We start from the raw sequence: 19,589 nt of genomic DNA, 5'->3' as shown, positions 1-19,589 counted from the left end.
CCTTTTCCTATATGTTGAATGCCGTCACTAGCGGACGGTCGAAAAGCCTCGCCCAGGCGGTCGCGCTCGCCCGCTGGATGGCGACAATGGAGGTGCCGGCGGTCCACCAGCCGTTGCCGGTTGCGGCGATGATGTCCGGGGCATGCAGCATCGACTGGAGCGCGGGCCAGAGGATGAGTTGCTCGTAGCAGATCAGCGGCGCGATCCGGGCGCCGGCGAGATCCACGATCGGGTTCGCGAAGAGATGCGCCCGGGCGCCGCCGCCCTGCCCCGTCCATACGCGCCACGGCTGCCACATCGAGACCGGCACGGGCATGCGCTCGCGATAGAGGATCCGCGCCTCGCCGGCTGAGACCGCCACCATGACGTTGTCGTAACCGCTTGCGTCGATGACGGCCGCGCCGGCGATCACGGTGACGTCGAGATCGCGTAAGCCGTCCTTCCAGAGACGGGCAACGGTCGGCGTCCAGAAGCCGAGCGCGCTTTCGGGCAGGAGAATGACGCGGCTTTTCTGGCCCGCCTGCCGGCGAACCGTGGCGATCAGGTCACGGTGATGATCGAGCGAACCGTCGCGACCGAGGCTTTGTCCGTGTTCGAGGTCGACGCCAGTCCATCCTTCCGGTACCACTGGCTGCGTCCACGTTGCGGCGGACCAGAGCCAGAAGCCCGTGAGGGCGATGGTCGCCACCGGCCAATATAGCGATGTCATCGACGCGAGGCCGGCGGCAGCCGCACCCACTCCCCACCATCCCCAGCCGGGGAACAGGACGCCCGCCGCTGTGACCGGATGCGCCCATCCGGTAACACCGAAGGGCGGCAGTCCCATCAGCACCGCAGCCGCCAGATAGCATGCGGCCCTGCCCTTTCCCGGAAGCCTTGTCCAGAGCGCGGCATGGACGCCGATGAACGAGGCGGACGCGGCCAGCCAGAGCAGCAACCCCGGCCAAAGATCGGCCTCATAGAAGCTCGCCACGCCCTGCGGCAGACCGCGCGATGCCGCAAGGAAATAGCCCGTCGATACCATAGCCGCGACCGGGCGCGACGGCGCATGTGCCCAGAGCGCCGGGAAGATCAAGGCGACCGGAAGAAGAAGGACCTCGCCGCTCCAGCCGACCCAGCCGGACGCGATCGCCGCCCCGATCAGGAGAACGGCATGAAGATGCTTAGGGATCGACGGTGAGGACCGGCCGAGCGAGGCCGAGAAGGCCGGACGCCGGGAGCGGTCCGAAGTAGCGGGAGTCATAGGAGCTCGCGAACGGTGAGTGGAGAAAGAGATGATCGGAAGGCACGACACCGCCGGCGAACGGCCGGAGCACCCGGCCCTCACCGTCCGTCGGCCGCACCTCAGATGCCGGGATCGGCCGCCCGTCGACGGCGACATTCTCGCCGATCTCGACACGCTGGCCGGGAAGCCCGACGACGGTCTTGATGAGCGGCGCGAAGCCTCCGGCGCACAACCCACGGCGGAGATAGCCGCGCTCCCACGCTTCCATGAACGGCGGGGTCGGCGGCGGGCAGACGAACACAAGGTCGCCCACCACGACATCGCGCTGCAGCGGCTCGATGCGCCAGAGCCCGAGCGGCTCGCTCGGCGTGAAATTCAACCGAAAGCCGCCGGCGACAGCGATGGCGAAAGCCGCGGCGAGCATGCCGACAGAGGCGCCGATGGAGAGTACGATGCGCCAGTCCGTCATTGCTTCATCACCGGAGCCTGGCGCTGCGAAAGTTTCAGGTCCTCGACCTGTTTCAAAGTCTCAACGGTCCGCTCCTGCGCGGCGAGCCGCTGGGCGGCGCGCATCACCGGCCAGGCCTCGGCAAGTCGCTCCTTCTCCTGTGGCTGGAGCCCCTTCGCCATCGACTCGAACACCCGGCCGGAGGGTTCACGCGCGGCATTGGTCAGCAGCGTGCGTTCGCCGAAGCGCTCCGCCACCGCCTTGTTGAAACGGTCGATTTCAAGCTTCGCTTCCTTGTCGCTCAAGGCATAGCCGAGCGCGGCCGGAAGGTCGTTGCGGTCGATGGCGTCACGCACGCGCTCAAGGACCGTGCGAGCGGAAGGTGACAGCGCTGGGATGTCGATCGAGACGCGATGCCGAAGCGCCCGCTCCTGCGCCTCTAGGCGCTGGGTCGCGGTCTCACGCGCCTGGAGGTAGCGGGCAAGATCACGGGCCAGCGCCGGCGCATTGACGCGCGCGGTTTCGCGGTCCTGCCTGTCCGCGCGGCTGGCCAATATGCCGGTCTTGCCTTTCAGCGCACCAAAGCTCTGCGGATCGGTCCCGATCTTCGCCAGCGTCGATTTCGCGGCGACGCGATCCGTCAGCATGGCGTCTACGTCGACGGCGCGGAACGCGGCTTCCGGATCGGCGTAGATCAGGCGGAAGCGGCTGGATACCTCCTCCCATTGCTTCTTCAGCGCGGGGTCGGACGCGAGCTTGTCCTCGACCGCCTGTTCGAGGGATTTCGGGTGGATGGTGACGCCGGCGACCATGGGCCTTGCCTCCTTGATGTTGGTGGTTTCGGATTGCTGGCGCGCGCCGGATACCAAGCCGAGCCGCGTGCCGAGATCGGAAAGGCGTTGCTTCTGCCGGACGGTCCAGGCGAGCCGGTCGCGAGCGATAGTCCGGGCGACGTTCATGAGGTTGAGGCCACGCGTTTCGGCAAAGCGAAGGGCGGCGCGGTAGAAGGTCGCCTTCTGGTAGTCGAGCGTGGTTTCCTTCGAGCCGTCGCGCGACAGACGCTCCGTCATCCGCGACAGGGCGAGCTCGCGAATGTCGACCACCTTCCACTTGTGGCGCAGCACCTTCTTCTTGTTGGGAAGGGTCACGGTTTCCGAGCCCTGATGATCCAGGCCGATGCGATCGCCGATCTGCGCGTCGGCCTTGACTATCGCGCGCCCCAGGTCGACGCCCCATATCGTGTTCTGCTTGCCCTCGGCGGTCTCCAGCGTGACGAAGTAGCTGTCGTAGTTCTCCGGGTCGTTCTCGTAGGGCGCTTCGCCGTGATCGATGAGAACGCCGCCCCGGTTGGTGAAGTCGTTGAGGCCGACATAGAGCTGCATTGCGTCGCGATGGCGGGTCATCGCGACATAGGTCAGGTGCCGGTCGAGCGTGCCGGAGGCGAGCACTTTCACATTGTCGACTGTCGCGCCCTGAGACTTATGGACCGTGGTGGCATAGCCGTGGTCGACATTGGTGTAGAAGCGCTGTTCGACGACGATCTGCCGCCGCTCCTCGCCTTCCCCGATCGCGGCGGCGATCCGGCCTGGCGCGGCCTCGACCACGGTCGCGAGCAAACCGTTCTTTACCCCGAGCGACCCCTCGTTCTTCAGGAACACAATCCGGTCACCGGCGGCGAAGCGGCGCGTCCCGTCCTCGGTGCGGAAGGCAAAGCCTTCCCCGACGATCCCGCGCTCGACAAGCTTCTCGCGCGCCAGCTCGTTGAGCGTGCGCACGTCGACGCGGCGGTGTGCGAGAATGAGCGAGGTCCGCGCCGGATCGTATTCGGCGTTCCAGTCATCGATCAGCGAACGAACCGCCTCGTCCCTGGTCCATTCCGACCGAATGAGATCGGCATTGTCGTATGCCTTGAGCGCAGCGCCGACACGACCGCGCGCGAGATCCATCGACGCGGCTCGCATCCACGCCTCACGCTGGCGGAAGATGAAGCCGAGCTCGGCATAACCGACGCGATCCACAATCGCCCGGAAGGCTGCGCCCGCCTCGATCGGCTGAAGCTGATCGGGATCACCGACCAGCACGAGCTTGGCTCCGGCTTCGGTCACGGCCTTGACGAAGGTGGCCATCTGCCGCGAGGACACCATGCCGGCCTCGTCCAGGACGAAGACGGTCTTGTCGTCGAGGCGGTCCCGCTCCTTCTCCCAGCGCAGTTCCCATGACGACAGGGTGCGCGACGCGATGCCTGCTTCCTTCTCCAGCCCTTCGGCGGCCTTGCCCGCCAGCGCGCCGCCGACGACACGATAGCCCGCCGCCTCCCAGGCCTCGCGAGCCGCCTTCATCATCGTGGTCTTGCCCGCGCCGGCGCGGCCGACGACCGCAGCAATCCGGGCGCCGCCAGCGACATGCTCGATCGCGCTGCGCTGCTCCTGCGACAACCGATCATGGCGCTCGAACGTCGCGGCGAGGACACTCTTTCCGACGCCATGCGAGGATCGGCGGGAGAGCCAGACGGCGCGGCTCGCCATTCTCGCTTCGATCCGGATCAGCTCATGGGTCGTGTATTTCGACGGCTCGCGGATGCCGGTGACGAGCGAGACGCGCTCGCGCTCCAGACGAAGCACCTGCGGGTCCTGCAGGACGCGCGCCATGAGGTCCCGGAACAGGCCGGCATCGTCGATATAGCGATGCAGCACTCGAGCGACATCACGCTCGTCGAAAACGCTCTTCTCGCGGGTGATGAGATCCAGCACGAGCGCGGGATTGGCCTCGACGCGCCGGGCGTTCTCCTCTCGCCGCTCCTGCTGAAGCTCGAGGCGTTCGAGCTCTGCCTTGCGCCCGTCTTCCTCAGCCTTGCGCTCGATCGCCTTAGCTCCGACGCCGAGATGGATGGTCGGCACGAGGTCGATGCCCTGCTTCTCGTAGGATCGGCCGTCGACGCGCAGGTTGATCCCGTTGAGGGCCAAGTGATAGTTCATCCGCTCAAACCAGGCGTCGCGGAATGCGTTGAAGTCGTCCGTGCCGCCGGCCCAGAGCTCGTAGACGATCTTGCCGCTCTTGGTGCGGAGCGGCTGGCCGTCCTCGCCCAGGACCGCGACCTTCTTCGCGCCGAATCCGCTCTCCGTGAGAGGCCGCAATGTCATCATGAGGTGGATGTGCGGGTTGCCCGGATTGTCGTGATAGACCCAGTCCGCGACGATCCCTTTCGACAGGATGTGCCGCTCCACGAAATCGCGGACGAAGGCGATGTTCTGCTCGGCGGTGAGCTCGATCGGCAGCGCGGCGGTGAGGTCCTTGGCGAGCTGCGCGTCGGAGCGCTTCTCGAAGGCCTCGACTTTGTTCCAGAACGCCTCCGTTGCGCCAGCGACAGAGCGATCGGCGATGAGCATCCGCGCCCATTCCGGTGCATCGGATGGCAGCAGGAATTCCTCGTGCAGGAGCCCCTGCTTGCGGGAATAGTCGATCGAGCGGGCCTCGCGTTCGTAGTCCATCTTCGCGCAATGCCGGTAGGCCGCCGACAGCACGGCGCTGCGGCCGTCGCCGCGGCTGACGATGCTGGCAGAGAAGTGGACGATGGCCACGGCGGCGAAGACTCCCTGAAACGAACCTCGTTCGTCGGGAGGGGCCGGCCACGCTGGGCCTTCTGAGCAACGCGTCGCGCCAGCGACGTATAATTGCGCCCTTGGAACCGCTCCTTCGGATCGGCCGGGATCATCGTTCAATGTGTCGGCTTTGCCGACGTGCAAATCTGCACATTTCCTTCAGCACGCATCCGGGGGAAATTTGGCGACATATATGGCGCCCAGCAGAAAAAGGAGCCCACTGGAATGAAGAAGCCTTCGTCGAAGATCAGAGAAGAAATCGCCAGATTGCAGGATCAGCTGAAAATAGCCGAGACGCGCGAGGCGGAACGCATTGGCAGGATCGCCCTGAAGGCCGGGCTTGGTGAGATCGATATCGAGGAAGCGGCACTTCAGGCAGCGTTTGAGAACATCGCTGACGGTTTTCGCACAGGCAAGAAACTGGCTCCCGGAAAGAATATTTGCGTCGACAGTAGAGCTAGCGGTGGCACGTCTGCCGCAGTCGCGTCTGACGCGGATACGGGCAGCGCTGGTGAGGCTTGAGCGGATGCGGCGGATGTCATCAAGCAACGCGAGGAAGAAGGACACGCGGGAAAAAATCGAGCTCGGCGGGCTGATCGTAAAGGCCGGCTTGCGCTACGAAAAGCGGGCGCTTCTGCTTGGTCTGCTGATTGATGCCGCACGGCGCATTCGGAGCGACGACCGGGAGCGCTCGCGACTAACCACAATCGGTGCCGAGGCATTCGGTCGCGACAATGAATAGGCTCCTTTTCGCAACCCTACCGGCCGCATTCATGCTCGCCACGATGATCGGAATGTCCGGGATCGAGACCTGGTTATCTGCCTTCGGAACATCGTCTTCAGCAAGGCTGATGCTTGAGCGGATTGGCCGGGGCTTACCTTATTCGACTGCCGCCGTAACAGGCGCAATTTCCCTCTTTGCAATGTCGGGTGCGGCGAACATCAGGACCGCCGGCTGGAGTGCATTGATTGGTTCATCCGTCGTCTGCATTGTTGCAGTGGCACTTGAAGGCTGGCGACTGCACGTTCTTGCTGGTCGTCTGCCCCAAGATCAGTCAGTTTACGCCTATATTGATCCTTGGACGATGTTAGCTATATGCGCTGCCGGTTTGAGCGGGATTTTCGCACTGCGCGTGGTTATGAGAGGTAATGCGGCTTTCGCGAAGTCCGCGCCCAGACGGATTGCGGGGAAGCGAGCCGTGCACGGCGAGGCCGACTGGATGAAGTTGACAGATGCTGCCAAGCTTTTTCCCGTTGCCGGCGGCATCGTGATCGGAGAACGTTACCGCGTCGACAAGGATAGCGTCGCTGACATGCCATTTCGCGCTGGTGAACCACAAAGCTGGGGTGCTGGCGGCAGGTCTCCTTTATTATGTTTCGACGGATCGTTTGGTTCCTCGCACGGTATTGTTTTCGCCGGCTCGGGCGGCTTCAAGACAACATCGGTGACGATCCCGACAGCGCTCAAGTGGGGCGGCGGCCTCGTCGTGCTTGATCCGTCGAGTGAGGTTGCATCAATGGTCGTCGAACATCGCCGTAGGGCTGGTCGGAAACAGATTGTACTCGATCCCGCCGCCACGCCCGCAAACGGGTTCAACGCGCTTGACTGGATCGGTCGCTGCGGCAGCACGAAGGAGGAGGATATCGTAGCGGTGGCGACGTGGATAATTGCGGACAAAGCGGGCCCAGTGTCGGCCCGGGACGATTTTTTCCGGACATCCGCCATGCAACTGCTTACAGTGCTGATCGCCGACGTTTGTCTCTCCGGTCACACGGACGAGAACGACCAGAACTTGCGTCGCGTACGAGCCAATCTTTGCGAGCCGGAACCGAAGCTGCGCGCGCGGCTGGCGCGGATATTTGAGCAGTCCGGGTCCGAATTCGTGAAGGAGAACGTTGCCGTCTTTGTCAACATGACGCCGGAAACGTTTTCTGGTGTATACGCCAATGCAGTGAAGGAAACACATTGGCTATCCTATCCAAATTACGCGGCAATCGTATCGGGCGACAGTTTCTCGACCGACGATTTAGCAGAGGGTGGCACTGATATTTTCATTGCATTCGATCTCAAGGTGCTTGAGGCACATCCCGGTCTGGTACGCCTTGTAATCGGCTCACTGCTCAATTCTATCTATAACCGCAATGGCAATGTGAAAGGACGCACACTCTTCCTCCTCGATGAAGTCGCCCGCCTCGGCTATTTGCGCATTCTCGAAACGGCGCGCGACGCGGGCCGGAAATACGGCATCACGCTCACCATGATTTTCCAGTCGATCGGACAGATGCGTGAGGCCTATGGCGGGCACGACGCGACCAGCAAATGGTTCGAATCCGCATCGTGGGTATCGTTCGCGGCGATCAATGATCCAGAGACAGCTGACTACATCTCGAGGCGCTGCGGCGATACCACAGTTGAGGTCGATCACACAAATCGCTCGACGGGAATGAGGGGAGCGACGAGATCGCGGTCGAAGCAGCTCAGCCGACGACCCCTGATCCTGCCGCACGAAGTCCTGCGTATGCGCAGTGACGAGCAGATTGTCTTCACATCGGGCAATCCACCCCTCCGATGTGGTCGCGCGATCTGGTTCCGGCGCGACGATATGAAGGCCTGCGTCGGCCAAAACAGATTTCATCGCGAAGACGAGAGAGATGGATGAGAGCGGGGGCAACATGTTTGACTGCCAGTAGGGTCTGCGGGAGACTTGCAGTCGACACCGACGACCATCGCATGCGGTTCGGATCGCACCGTGCAGCAGAGCGACGCGTATCATCGGATAGAAGTATCAGCGTAATGAATCGATCATGCATGATCGATTCATTAAAGTCGTTGGACGTGTGCTTCGAAACGAAGCAAGAATCCGGTCATGAAAAACAACGGTACAGGCCAGATTCATCTCCACCGCATTGACGCTGCCCGAAACATGCGCCGCTTCTATACGCTTACTGTTCAGCCGACATTATTCGGGGGCGCATCGGTCATCCGCAACTGGGGCCGTATCGGAACAGGCGGGCAAAGGATGATGGAAACCTTCGACCGGCAAGAGGATGCAGACCGGGTACTTTCGCGCCTGGAGCGCAGCAAACGAAACCGGGGCTATCGTGACGCTCAACGCGTCAAGTAACAACCCATTAGCATCGCGAGCTGCTGCTACCTGTGACTTTCCCGTGTCCAACAACACTATGCTCAGAGTAGCGCTATCTCTACGCGGTCGATCTACCGTCGACCCCAGCAAAGTGTGTTCCAATGCAAGTCCAAGATTGACGTTAGTACAGCAGGAACCTGGCGCCGCTCAGCCGGCCGGATATGGCCTTGTCGTTTTGCCAGCCGCGCGGCTGCGATCTCGGCCACGGTCGCAACTTCCTGCGGGAACCGCCCCTTTACGAGAAGGGGTCGATTTCGGAGACAATGCTGTCCTCGGCACCGTCATATTCGCTGGTGGGCATCACGCTCATCCTTCCATCGCCTGCACGGAAGACGATCACGACCCTCAGGGTGGCGGCGAGGATAGCGCCGCAGGCGTTGGCGATGGTGAGGCTCATGATTCGGCTCCCGTTTTGGCGGGGACCATTCCCCGCTCGACGTGGCCGAGCTGTTCTGGTCTTGGCCGGTGTCATCGCGCAGGCGACGCCGAAGCGACCGCGCTTTCGTAGCGGACCCTTGAGGGTTGACCTTGGAAGGCCGGGACCGGAACCAAAATTGAGGCCAAAGAGCGGGGTGGTTTGTGCCTCATCGGAAAGTCGGGATGAGTCCTCGCCACCGCCATTGCCGGTTACTCGACACCGGCTCCTCGATGGTCTCATCGTCCGTAGTGAACTTTGGGAGATGAACTGCCCGCCAGCGAATATTATGGTGTGGTCGACACAGCCTTATCGATCCGGTCGTGTTCCGCACACCGCTCCCGGCGGAGCGACTTTGGGCTTTGGCGGCGACCCAGGCGCCTTAAGCGCTAACCAGCTCCTCGAGCACCCAAAAAGATCTGGACCGAGATTAGAATGCGACTTCTTCGGTTGCATGGGTTTTGCGATTTTCGTCTGTTAATCAATCATCGGCCAGACTTCATTACACATCAAGATAGAACAAACTTCATGACGCAGCCGTATCCAGAGTCCCAAACACCGCCCGCGAAAATTCTATTCCCACTTGGCGGCGCTTTCATCGCACTTTTTTGGCCGGGAACCAACAATCTCAAACGCGATAAGGCATAATCCCCCTTTTGCGGGGCCGACGCGGCTGGCAACCTGCCCCGGGGCGTTTCGGTGGTGGCGGGCAAGTTCAAGCTCGAAGATGGAAAATCCCGGCAGCTTTCGCTGCCGGGTCTCCTCCATCCGGTCAAAACGGAACATCGCCGTCGTGGGTGCCCTGGTCGCCGCCGCCGTTCTCGGTCTGCTTCGCGCGGCTAAGGAAATCGACGGTCTCGGCGATGATCTCGCATCCGTATCGGTCGTTACCTTCCTGATCGGTCCATTTGGTGTAGTGGATGCGGCCGCGAACCAGAACCTTCATGCCCGTATCGCAATATTGCTGGATCGTATTGCCGAGGCCGTTGAAGGCGGTGATCCGGTGCCACTCGGTGTCTTGCACCCGGCGGCCTTCGCTGTCGCGGACGACCTTGCCTTCCAGGTAGCGGGGGCGCGATGTAGCGAGAGTGAAGTAGGTGATTCTAATGCCGCCCTGACTGGTGCGGGTTTCTGGGGTCTGGCCGATGTTGCCTGCGAGGATGACGATGTTCTGCATTTTTGGTCTCCGTTGCTTCGCGGAGGGACTATTCCCTCCGACGAGACCCGGCCGAGGCTGTCTGGAGACTCCTGCATCGCCGCCTTCGGCGGCGGCTCGACCCTCAAGGTTCGGGTGGAGCGGGCAGCCGCGCGCAGCGCGGCAACACGGCCGAAAGCCGCGGGGGTTGCCGGATGGAAACAGAACGGACTTAGGGGATCCGTCAGTCGGAGGGATTGGATGCTTCCGTGAGCCCCATGGAGACCAGAGCCGGAACAGCAACCGTGCTATCGGCAGATGATGGCGGAGCAGACGCACTGTTCCGGTAATGCGCCGGCTCCCCCCCTCACCTGCAGGCCCCCGCTCGTTTCGCACGCAAGCCAAGATTTCCGCCGGAACGAGACGCCTGACGGGTCGTTGGCGCCGTCTGACGGATCGATAATGCCTCGGGATGGGGCTCGATCCAGTGAATTGCAAGATGGCAATGAAGGTCTTCGCGGCATGGTCCTTCGCGCAACACCATGGGCTGATTGGCACCGACTACCGTAATCGGAGGCTCCTACGATGACGACGCACCTAGCCTACAGGAAACGTCCGACACGGCGATAGCGCGTTCAGCGATGGCGATGAAAACTCTGCTTTGATTGGACGGCGAGGGGCTGCTAAAGCGGCCGGGATAGCGAAACTCGCGAATGCGAGCAGCGACAACGCCGCGCACATTGCAAAGCCGACCACAGCGACCGCCGGTGCTACGGAGCCTCTGGCCGCACCGATGGTTTTTAGCGGAAAGCCAGTAACCCGAACCCGCCGATTCAACGTACTGAAAGCGGTAACCGCCGTCATCAGCGGCAGCGCATAACCGCCCCTCCGCTCTGGATAGTAAGCGACCGTAGCTTGTATTGCCAATAGCGAGGTCGCTCCCGACGTTCCACGGGCTACCGCCCGGATAAGCGGGATTGAGGTCTCCTCCGGCGATGATCTGTTGTGCCACGGTTGGTGAAACCGCCATTGCCATGGTCAATGCAATCGCTATTGAAGCGAGCAAACCTTTGGTCACTTTGATTCGATTCATTTTGCCTGATGCTTTCGTTAGACCACGACCGAGCAGACTGGCTTGCTCAAGCTAAGCCAGCGTCGGTGGTGAGAATGGGGGAAACAAAGCTTTCAAAAGCGCAAAGCTTCCGGCGGGGACGTGGAAAGTCGACTAAACCGCCCACATTCGATCCAGTAATATTGCTGCCCAAAATTCATGCTACTGCCCCCACCAAACGTGGCGGGACTAGAACCGAATCTTCTACAACTCGATACAGTATTTTCTAACAAATACAGTACTTCGGATAACTGCTTGTTGCGTTTCTAGTTTTAAATTACTAAAAATAGAAAGAAGTCTACGGAAGCGTACGGTGCTATTATTAATTCACTACTTTTGGGTTAGGTTGTTTTTTATACAACCAGAATTAGCTGCGTGCGAAATTTTATTAAACTTATTTCTCCGACCAATCGATACCGGCATCGGCCATCCTATGGCCTTGCCGACTTGGCTGCTTATAAATCCCTAGTTCGGGGTCTGGCCATTGTGATTTGTGTTAAAGGCTAAAAGCGCGCAGTCTTATTGGACTGTTGGGGGCTTCAACTAGCACAAGCTAAGGGAGGCCGACATGCCGCTTTTCAATGAAGCGAGCCGAATTTATCATCCTTTGGAAGTCAACTTCATGCGAAGCTGTTTCAGTCATGCTGCAATCATGCTTGAAGAAAGCGACCAGGGTTACTCCGCTGCCGACCTGACATCGTACATCATCATGTTGTACCAGAGCGGTCTTAGAGACCAATCGTATATCTGTGAGATCGCGGCGCGTCTGGCCCACCAACGGTTCGAGAGACGCCACAAAATCGAACAATGTCCAGCTGCCAACAGCAACGGCCCAACGCGGACGGTTCGTGCGCAACCCGTTGAATACGATCCACTCGCCTAGGCGGGAACAAAAGATCAAAGATAGAGTTTAACGCGAGGCAGACTAACTAACTGCCACAGCGCCAGCACATCCCGCACCACAACCGTCGCTGACGCGGCCCTGCCGTTGCTCGTCCCTCGGCAGGGCAAGTTGTTCGGGAGGGGAATATGCCTTGGGGAAAGCCAGTAGACGTCCAGCTTTACGGTATCGGAAAATATCGCGTTGTACCCGACACCCCTACAGCAGCGCGATGTCTGTTGAACGATTGGCCTGAAAGTGGACGCGGAAAAGAATATGAGGAAGCCTTACAGGCTTGTCTGGCCGACCTTGAAGGGCTGCCGAACACCGCCAGAAAATCCTTCGTGAAAGCCGCCAAGGCAGCTGGGCTTACAATCCGGCCCTGCCAGTGGCCCTGAGATCGTTCAGGCTATCCGAGACGCTCTGAACGATAGCGCAAGGCCAGAAATGCAACCCCATGACCGAGCGGGGCCCCGACTACTCCGGGAAGAGTGTCGGGGCTTTTTCAAATCAGCTGACTTAAAATCAGGCAAGTGATAGCGCTACAAATTGCAGCAAAGACCATGAATTTGGCTAACGATAACTGTTCGATCCAGCGAACAGTCCATAACCGCGGCGTTTCAACCCTCTCTTTATTGTTCATTCTCCCTCCCTTTCATGGAGGAGGTTTTTATCATGCGGTCAAAAACTGTCACCACCCTCTTTAGTTTATGAAGCCCGCCTCATCTCCAACAATCTAAGTCCCTTCGCGAAATCAATGGTCTTGTTTAAAGCGTACATGCGGCTGGCAGCATCTTTTTTCCCCAACATGTAGAGAACGCGGAAGATGCTAGCCTTGAGACCACCTATCTGCTTCTTCAGCGCGGTACCTTCCAAATCGGCTACGCCTGCCTCGACAGAAATCTTCCGCGGCCGGTCCGTCCGCGCCTGCTCGATTGGAAATAAACCCGGCCGGAAGGTGGGGTTTCTGGATCATGTGGCCGGTCGTTTCCCGAGAAGGCCGACAGCTGAGCCGGCACTCGGAACATCAGCGCCGCGGTCGGCGCGCGCCGATCCATCCGGCCATCGGGAGGCGGATGATGAGGCGCAGATACACGGACAAAGTCTGGCGCGAGCCTCATGTCCGTCTCCGATCTACGCTTTGCTGATGACCGCTCCTGAGACGGGAGCGGTCACTTCAGCGCGAGATGATCAGAAGTCCATGCCGCCGGTAGGCATCGCCGGGGCCGCTTCCTTTTTCGGCTTCTTCGCGATCATGGCCTCAGTGGTCACCAGCAGGCCGGCAACGGAGGCAGCATCCTGCAAGGCTGTGCGCACCACCTTGGCCGGGTCGATCACGCCTTGCGCGAACAGGTCGCCATATTCGTCGGTCTGGGCATTCCAGCCGAAGGCGAAGTCGGCCTTCTCGCGCAGCTTTCCGACGATGATGGAGCCTTCGGCGCCGGCATTCTCGGCGATCTGGCGTACCGGGGCCTCGATGGCCCGGCGCACGATCTCGACGCCGTGCTTCTGGTCGGGGTTCTCGGTCTCTACGGCATCGAGTGCCTTCTGTGCGCGCAGCAGCGCCACGCCGCCACCGGGCAGAATGCCTTCCTCGACCGCCGCGCGAGTGGCGTGCAGCGCGTCGTCGACGCGATCCTTCTTCTCCTTGACCTCGACCTCGGTCGCGCCGCCGACGCGGATCACCGCGACGCCGCCAGCGAGCTTCGCCAGGCGCTCCTGAAGCTTCTCGCGGTCGTAGTCAGAGGCCGTCTCCTCGATCTGCGTCTTGAGCTGCTGCACGCGGCCGTCGATCTGGGCCTTTGAGCCGGCGCCGTCCACGATGGTGGTGTTCTCCTTCTCGATCACCACCTTCTTGGCCCGGCCGAGCATTTCCAATGTGACGTTCTCGAGCTTGATGCCGAGGTCCTCGCTGATCGCCGTGCCGCCGGTAAGGATCGCAATATCCTCCAGCATGGCCTTACGACGGTCACCGAAGCCGGGAGCCTTCACCGCCGCGACCTTCAGGCCACCGCGCAGACGGTTGACGACGAGCGTGGCCAGAGCCTCGCCCTCGACGTCTTCGGCGATGATGACGAGCGGCTTGCCGGACTGGACGACCGCTTCAAGTACGGGAAGCATGGCCTGAAGGTTGGAGAGCTTCTTTTCGTGGATGAGGACATAGGGATCCTCGAACTCGACCCGCATCTTGTCCTGATTTGTGATGAAGTAGGGCGAGAGATAGCCGCGGTCGAACTGCATGCCCTCGACCACCTCCAGCTCGGTTTCGGCAGTCTTGGCTTCTTCGACAGTGATGACGCCTTCATTGCCGACCTTCTGCATCGCTTCCGCGAGAAAACGGCCGATCTCGGAATCGCCGTTGGCCGAGATGGTGCCGACCTGGGCGATCTCATCATTCTTCGAGATTTTGCGGGCATTGGCCTTTAGTTCGGCGACAACAGCATCTACCGCCTTGTCGATACCGCGTTTCAGGTCCATCGGGTTCATGCCCGATGCGACGGCCTTGGCGCCTTCCTTAACAATCGCCTGCGCCAGCACCGTCGCGGTCGTGGTGCCGTCGCCGGCGAGATCATTGGTCTTACTCGCCACCTCGCGCACCGTCTGGGCGCCCATATTCTCGAACTTGTCCTCGAGCTCGATTTCCTTCGCAACCGACACACCGTCCTTGGTAATGCGCGGCGCGCCGAACGACTTGTCGATGACGACGTTGCGGCCCTTCGGCCCGAGCGTCACCTTGACGGCATTGGCGAGAATGTCGACGCCGCGCAGCATTTTCTCGCGGGCTTCGGTATTGAACTTTACTTCCTTGGCAGCCATTGGATCACTCCTTCAATAGGCAGCTTTCATTGACTGGTTGATGATCGAAGAATTCGTCAGGCGACCTTCTTCAGTGTGGCGGTCTGCTCGATTACCCCCATCACGTCGCTTTCCTTCATGATGAGCAGGTCTTCGCCGTCGAGCCGAATCTCGGTGCCGGACCATTTGCCAAACAGGATGCGGTCCCCGACCTTGACGTCGAGCTCAATGATCTTGCCCGCATCGTCGCGGGCGCCGGGGCCGACGGCGATGACTTCGCCTTCGCTCGGCTTTTCCTTTGCGGTATCGGGGATGATAATGCCGCCGGCCGTTTTTTCCTCGGCTTCAATGCGGCGAACCAGGATACGATCATGCAATGGACGGAACGTCATATCGTTCTCCTCAAGGACAAACAGATTTTGAGAGGTCCCTCCGCTCCGGCCCGGTGAGAACTGGAGCGGGGCCGCGCAACCCTTGTCGGCGTCGCGCGCGTATCGATCTGGTTTTGGCGATTTTCGATTTCAAGAGGGGAATGCAAAATTTTTAGCACTCGCAACCATTCACTGCTAGTGCGATGTAATCGCAGACGAAATAGGCACTATCGAACATCCGGGCACTTGAAAAATTCGCGCGATTAACCAAACTTCCTTCTGTGCCGTGCCGGGAGGCGCGGTCCGGAGTCCTGATCGAAACGGAGTTTTTGGAACGGCTGAAAACGGAAGGAGGACAGCAATGCGCCGAGCCGATTTTTCGACGATCATTCCCTCTCTCGCACCACGAGCCGAAGACATTGCGCTCGACCGGCTCCTGTCGCCGGCGCGCCACTACAGGCATCCCGAAGATGTGCTGCGCGACGACACGCTCGAACGCAGCGAAAAGCGCGCCATTCTCTCGTCATGGGCATCCGACGCGTGCGCGGTCGAATCGATGCCCGCACTGCGCCAGCCGCCGGGCGCGCATAGCCCCATCCCATTCGATGTCATCATGGATGCGCTCAGGCGACTTGATCGCGGCGACACCGGGGCGAACTATGCCGTATGCGGATCCGCAGACCATCGCCATCGTCTTCACGCATGAAACGACAAAGGAGAGACATATGCCACCGATCGTCAGTCGTGAATTCCGGATGCAGATGGAAGGCTATGGCCTGACCACTGCCGAAATCCACTATCGTCTTCCAGATCACCCGAGCCTGTTGCAGGTCTATGTCTGGCAGGAATACGACCTTGCTCCAAAGTTTCCCGAACTGCGCGGCTTTCTCGACTATTGGGCCGAGACGCTGGAGGGCGCGCTGCACTCCGTGCGCGTCGCCCACCATCGTCTGATCCAGCCCTCGGAATGGAAAGCAGTCGACGGGGTCATATCCGTTCACTGAAGCCCGGCGGGAATTCCCTGTAGGCTACCGAAGGTATCCCGAACTCGCGTATGTCTTGCTCCCTGAACGAGGCCCGCTCGCATTGCAGCTTTCATGAAGCTCCGGCGTGCCTCCTTCGCAGAGCGCCATCCATCGAGTGCGTCCCGACAGGCAATCATGGCGTTCCGCCAACGGCGGCCACGCGCCCAGTCCGGCCATTCGCGCTCAAGGCATTCCAGTGCTTCAAAAGCTGTCGCCACCTTTCGGAGGCCATTTTTGGGCATGCGCAGAATTACGGGCTCGTTGAACACGATCTCGGACATCACTTCCTCCTTGTTTTCTGATCGTCTTTTAAGAGCAAGTAACTGATCGTTTTGTACGATCTCATGTGATCTGGGCATACCGACGCGTCTCTTCAACCCTCCTTCCGTAGCTCAGTCCACGCCGTCATCATCAGGTTCAAGCAGATCGATGAGTTGGCTGACGCGTGTGTCCGGGAGCGGTCGCCCTTCGCCCATCAGCGCCTCATCGTTGTTGAGCCAGTTCCACGCTTCTCGCAGTTCATCAACGCTCGCCCCCGTTGCGATAATTTCCGTCGCCAGATCATCGTCTATGGAGCCGAGCACTGAAACGATATCGTCATAGGTCATGTCTGGTCTCCAATGAAAGAACTCAAGGGCAAAAACGCATGATTTGCGTGGCTTTTCCCTGGGTTCTGTTGCGTTTTGATCGGCACTTGGTCCGATCGGTAAATCTTTCCCGTCGAAGGACAGATATTCGCCGCCCTTCGGTTCTGAACCATTCTCCAATTCGTGCCCCTGATGCCGTTTCTCTTCCGGCTTCGGTCACAGAGTGGCGTTCGGCTCCCGGCTTCCCATTCTCCTTTAAGAGCGCAGCCCAGACCTGCCGGGCTCGCTAGCCAGTCATCAGGACAGCCGGGATATCGTGGACGATGCGCCTTCCTCTGCGTTGGCGTCGCGCCGCTCGTAGGGGCGCTGATCACGCAGGATCTGGAAGGCAATCGTCAAAAGCTTGCGTGCTATTGCAACGCGCGCCTTGTTGGTTCCTCTCAATTTCAGATGCTCATACTGGGCGCGAAGGTGCGGGTCGGTCGCGACGGCTGGCTGAACAGCCTCGACAAAAGCCCAGCGCAACCACTTGTTGCCCTGTTTGATGATCCTGCCGTGATATGTCTTGCCGCCCGACGAATAGGTCGAAGGAACGAGACCGGCATAGGCGGCCAGCTTCTTTGGATTGCGGAAACGGCCAATGTCATCAATCTCGGCATCGATCAGTCTGGCGAAGAACTCTCCGATACCGGGGATGGTCTTCAGTAGCTTCACATTTGCGTTGGTCTTCGTCATCGCCCGGATCGTGGTTTCCGCCTGTTTGATCCGTTCGTTGATGTCGCCGATGAATGCCAGGCTCCGATCAATCTGAACACGGTCGATTTCCGACACATCCAGCGTGGCAAGCTGCTGTCGCCCAACTTTGCCAAACAGGTCGCCCAGCTTCTTCAACTGCGCCGTTTGCTCCGGATAACGGTCGAATGCTGTCACGATCCGGTTCTTCACCATCGTGCGAAGCCGCACGTAAAACATCCGTTCACGCAGCGCGAGGCGTAGCTCCCGGGCCCTATCCGACGGCGCATAAGCTTCTGGAACCAGATCAGCGCGGAGAAGATGGGCAAGAACGGTTGCGTCGATCTTGTCTGTCTTGATCTTCGCGTCGGCGATCGCCTTCACCTTCAAAGGATGGGCGAGCACGACATCGTCGCAGATATCGTCGAGCCAGTCGTAGATCACCATCCAATTGCGCGTGGCTTCTACGACAGCGTGGCTGTTGTCTCGATAGCGCTCAAGAAATGAAGCAAGCGATTGCCGATCGTTCTTCACTCGGCCAGACCGTAGCGTCTTCCCGGCGGAATCCTGAACAACCAGATGACTATAGGCTTTGTGGTAATCGACCCCGATGTGGTAATCATAAAGTGCAGTCACGTTTTGCTCTCCTTCATTGAAGCGTTTCAAACCCCAATAAGGTAAGCCAAACGGCACAAAACGTGACTGTCCCAAAATCATCTGCATCTCAGCGATCCGTTCTTCCAGTGAGCGCGACCTCTTTCATGCCACCTCCTTTCGTATTGCCAACCAACTCATTAGATGGTCAAGTTTTTCTCAAATTCCAACAGTCGGAAATCGCTGTATAAATTTTCTGCCGTCACCCTCTTGAAACTCAGAAATAACGGAACCAGATCGATTGTGCGCCGCTGCCATGACGGGGCGGCGCCGGCCAAAAGCCGTACAATCTTGTACCCATGTTGCTTCAAGGAGGATGTGGCTATGAGAACCACTTTTGATTTTTCTCCCCTGTTCCGGTCGAGCATTGGCTTCGACCGTCTGGTCAATGCGCTGGAGGCAGCCAGCCGCGTCGAGAGCATCGACAATTGGCCTCCCTATGACATTGCAAAGACTGACGAAGACGAATACCGCATCACCATGGCGGTGGCCGGCTTTAGCGAAGACGAGCTTTCCATCACGCAGGAGCAGAACATGCTTCTCGTAGCGGGCAGCAAAACCACCGACGAGAATACGCAGTATCTGCATCGCGGCATTGCCGGACGCTCGTTCCAGCGTCGCTTCCAGCTCGCCGACCACGTGCGAGTCGAAGGCGCAACTCTCGTCAACGGCCTTCTCACAATCGATCTTCGACGCGAGATCCCGGAGGAGATGAAGCCTCGTCGGATTGCGATCTCGCCGCAGGAGAAGATGATGGAGATTGAAGCCGCTTCGCACACCAACGAGCAGACCGCAGCCTGACCCTTTTATCAGTCTACGGTTCGCTGGCGCCGGGCCACGCGTCCGGCGCCAGCGGCGAAGCTGTGTCCAATTGTTCAGAACAGAAGGAGAGTAACCATGAGCGTACGTGACCTGATCCCCTGGGGCCGTGACACGAGCAGCAGTCAGGCTCCCGCTGTCTATCGTGAAGAAGACCGGAATTCGTTGCTGTCGCTGCACCGGGAAGTCAATCGCCTGTTCGATGATGTCTTTCGCTCATTCGATCGAAACCTGCCAGCTTTTGACTCTCTGGCATCCTTCGGGCGGTGGTGGCCAAGCGTTGAAATCACCGAGACTGAAAAGGAGATCCGCATAACCGCGGAAGTGCCCGGTGTGGAGGAAAAGGACATCGAACTGGTTCTTGATGACGGTGTGCTGACCCTGCGCGGCGAAAAGCGATCTGAGACTGAGGACAAGGACAAGCAGTTCTCGGAACGCTTCTACGGCCGTTTCGAGCGCCGTATCCCGGTTGGGAGGGAAATCGTCGAGGACGAGATAAACGCCAGGTTCAGAAATGGCGTGCTGAGCCTCGTGCTTCCCAAGACCGAAAAGGCTCAGTCGAAGGTAAAACGCATAGCGATCACGAGCTGACTATGGTTTCGGCGTCGGCCGGTTCGTTGCGACCGTCGGCGCCGATCTTCACCGC

The 19,589-nt window shown here is 59.9% G+C and carries 21 protein-coding genes; 10 read left to right on the top strand and 11 right to left on the bottom strand.

Annotation, left to right across the window (positions count from 1 at the left end):
* Positions 1–7: 7 nt before the first annotated feature.
* From MKS82_RS01290 to traA, 3 genes are read right to left on the bottom strand one after another with little or no spacing between them, the layout of a single operon-like run.
* Complete coding sequence (locus tag MKS82_RS01290; RefSeq protein WP_240578262.1) at positions 8–1,243, bottom strand: conjugal transfer protein TraB; 1,236 nt, start codon at positions 1,241–1,243, stop codon at positions 8–10.
* Positions 1,164–1,694, bottom strand: coding sequence for a conjugative transfer signal peptidase TraF (traF, locus tag MKS82_RS01285; protein ID WP_240578261.1), 531 nt, complete (start codon positions 1,692–1,694; stop codon positions 1,164–1,166). Before traF ends, MKS82_RS01290 begins: the two co-directional genes overlap by 80 nt.
* Complete coding sequence (gene traA, locus MKS82_RS01280; RefSeq protein WP_196115391.1) at positions 1,691–5,251, bottom strand: Ti-type conjugative transfer relaxase TraA; 3,561 nt, start codon at positions 5,249–5,251, stop codon at positions 1,691–1,693. Before traA ends, traF begins: the two co-directional genes overlap by 4 nt.
* 246 nt (positions 5,252–5,497) lie before the next feature.
* Between traA and traC the strand changes: the two genes are divergently transcribed.
* The 4 genes from traC to MKS82_RS01260 all read left to right on the top strand — a co-directional run bounded on the left by traC (position 5,498) and on the right by MKS82_RS01260 (position 8,397).
* On the top strand, positions 5,498–5,794 hold the full coding sequence (gene traC / locus MKS82_RS01275) for a conjugal transfer protein TraC (RefSeq protein ID WP_112672811.1): 297 nt from the start codon (positions 5,498–5,500) through the stop codon (positions 5,792–5,794).
* Between the two features lie 4 nt (positions 5,795–5,798).
* Positions 5,799–6,014 carry a type IV conjugative transfer system coupling protein TraD gene (traD, locus tag MKS82_RS01270; protein ID WP_031346900.1) on the top strand — a complete coding sequence of 72 codons (216 nt, stop codon included), beginning with the start codon at positions 5,799–5,801 and terminating at the stop codon, positions 6,012–6,014.
* Entirely contained in the window at positions 6,007–7,932 is a 1,926-nt protein-coding gene (gene traG, locus MKS82_RS01265) for a Ti-type conjugative transfer system protein TraG (protein ID WP_196115396.1), read from the top strand. The genes traD and traG overlap by 8 nt, the downstream gene beginning before the upstream one ends.
* A 207-nt stretch (positions 7,933–8,139) precedes the next feature.
* On the top strand, positions 8,140–8,397 hold the full coding sequence (locus tag MKS82_RS01260; protein ID WP_021587170.1) for a WGR domain-containing protein: 258 nt from the start codon (positions 8,140–8,142) through the stop codon (positions 8,395–8,397).
* Positions 8,398–8,653: 256 nt separating this feature from the next.
* On the opposite strand, the gene MKS82_RS01255 is transcribed toward MKS82_RS01260, so the two are convergent.
* From MKS82_RS01255 to MKS82_RS01245, 3 genes are all read right to left on the bottom strand, one after another.
* Positions 8,654–8,815 (bottom strand): hypothetical protein, encoded by a 162-nt coding sequence (locus tag MKS82_RS01255; protein WP_196107405.1) that lies wholly within the window; start codon positions 8,813–8,815, stop codon positions 8,654–8,656.
* A 790-nt stretch (positions 8,816–9,605) separates the two neighbouring features.
* Positions 9,606–10,010 (bottom strand): single-stranded DNA-binding protein, encoded by a 405-nt coding sequence (locus MKS82_RS01250; protein WP_021587167.1) that lies wholly within the window; start codon positions 10,008–10,010, stop codon positions 9,606–9,608.
* A 538-nt stretch (positions 10,011–10,548) separates the two neighbouring features.
* Positions 10,549–11,061: a hypothetical protein gene (locus tag MKS82_RS01245; protein ID WP_196107406.1), complete on the bottom strand. Its 513-nt coding sequence runs from the start codon at positions 11,059–11,061 to the stop codon at positions 10,549–10,551.
* 586 nt (positions 11,062–11,647) lie between these two features.
* Here MKS82_RS01245 and MKS82_RS01240 point away from each other — a divergent pair.
* Both MKS82_RS01240 and MKS82_RS01235 read left to right on the top strand, forming a co-directional pair.
* Positions 11,648–11,962 (top strand): hypothetical protein, encoded by a 315-nt coding sequence (locus MKS82_RS01240; RefSeq protein ID WP_196107407.1) that lies wholly within the window; start codon positions 11,648–11,650, stop codon positions 11,960–11,962.
* Between the two features lie 146 nt (positions 11,963–12,108).
* Entirely contained in the window at positions 12,109–12,357 is a 249-nt protein-coding gene (locus MKS82_RS01235) for a DUF982 domain-containing protein (protein WP_196107408.1), read from the top strand.
* Positions 12,358–13,150: 793 nt separating this feature from the next.
* Here MKS82_RS01235 and groL read toward each other — a convergent pair.
* On the bottom strand, positions 13,151–14,776 hold the full coding sequence (gene groL, locus MKS82_RS01230) for a chaperonin GroEL (protein ID WP_196107409.1): 1,626 nt from the start codon (positions 14,774–14,776) through the stop codon (positions 13,151–13,153).
* Positions 14,777–14,832: 56 nt separating this feature from the next.
* A complete protein-coding gene (locus MKS82_RS01225) occupies positions 14,833–15,147 on the bottom strand; it encodes a co-chaperone GroES (protein ID WP_021586786.1) in 315 nt (104 codons plus the stop codon).
* 340 nt (positions 15,148–15,487) lie between these two features.
* Here MKS82_RS01225 and MKS82_RS01220 point away from each other — a divergent pair, with 340 nt between their 5' ends.
* Both MKS82_RS01220 and MKS82_RS01215 read left to right on the top strand, forming a co-directional pair.
* A complete protein-coding gene (locus MKS82_RS01220) occupies positions 15,488–15,832 on the top strand; it encodes a hypothetical protein (RefSeq protein WP_025090385.1) in 345 nt (114 codons plus the stop codon).
* A gap of 19 nt (positions 15,833–15,851) precedes the next feature.
* Positions 15,852–16,130: an usg protein gene (locus tag MKS82_RS01215; RefSeq protein ID WP_025090384.1), complete on the top strand. Its 279-nt coding sequence runs from the start codon at positions 15,852–15,854 to the stop codon at positions 16,128–16,130.
* On the opposite strand, the gene MKS82_RS01210 is transcribed toward MKS82_RS01215, so the two are convergent.
* From MKS82_RS01210 to MKS82_RS01200, 3 genes are all read right to left on the bottom strand, one after another.
* A complete protein-coding gene (locus MKS82_RS01210; protein ID WP_025090383.1) occupies positions 16,124–16,432 on the bottom strand; it encodes a DUF982 domain-containing protein in 309 nt (102 codons plus the stop codon). The two genes, MKS82_RS01215 and MKS82_RS01210, sit on opposite strands and share 7 nt — an antisense overlap.
* Before the next feature lie 111 nt (positions 16,433–16,543).
* Entirely contained in the window at positions 16,544–16,759 is a 216-nt protein-coding gene (locus MKS82_RS01205) for a hypothetical protein (RefSeq protein WP_025090382.1), read from the bottom strand.
* 276 nt (positions 16,760–17,035) lie between these two features.
* Positions 17,036–18,106, bottom strand: coding sequence for an IS110 family transposase (locus MKS82_RS01200; protein WP_151558936.1), 1,071 nt, complete (start codon positions 18,104–18,106; stop codon positions 17,036–17,038).
* Positions 18,107–18,448: 342 nt separating this feature from the next.
* On the opposite strand from MKS82_RS01200, the gene MKS82_RS01195 reads away from it, so the two are divergent.
* Together MKS82_RS01195 and MKS82_RS01190 are read left to right on the top strand one after the other, a co-directional pair.
* Positions 18,449–18,925, top strand: a complete 477-nt coding sequence (locus tag MKS82_RS01195) for an Hsp20 family protein (RefSeq protein ID WP_025090380.1) — start codon at positions 18,449–18,451, stop codon at positions 18,923–18,925.
* Positions 18,926–19,021: 96 nt separating this feature from the next.
* On the top strand, positions 19,022–19,534 hold the full coding sequence (locus MKS82_RS01190; RefSeq protein ID WP_196107410.1) for an Hsp20/alpha crystallin family protein: 513 nt from the start codon (positions 19,022–19,024) through the stop codon (positions 19,532–19,534).
* The last annotated feature ends 55 nt before the right edge of the window (positions 19,535–19,589 follow it).

Origin of the sequence: Ochrobactrum sp. A-1 (assembly GCF_022488005.1) — a bacterium.
Classification (GTDB): domain Bacteria; phylum Pseudomonadota; class Alphaproteobacteria; order Rhizobiales; family Rhizobiaceae; genus Brucella.
The sequence above is the reverse complement of the archived record's forward strand: the minus strand, read 5'-3'. Positions and strand labels throughout refer to the sequence as shown.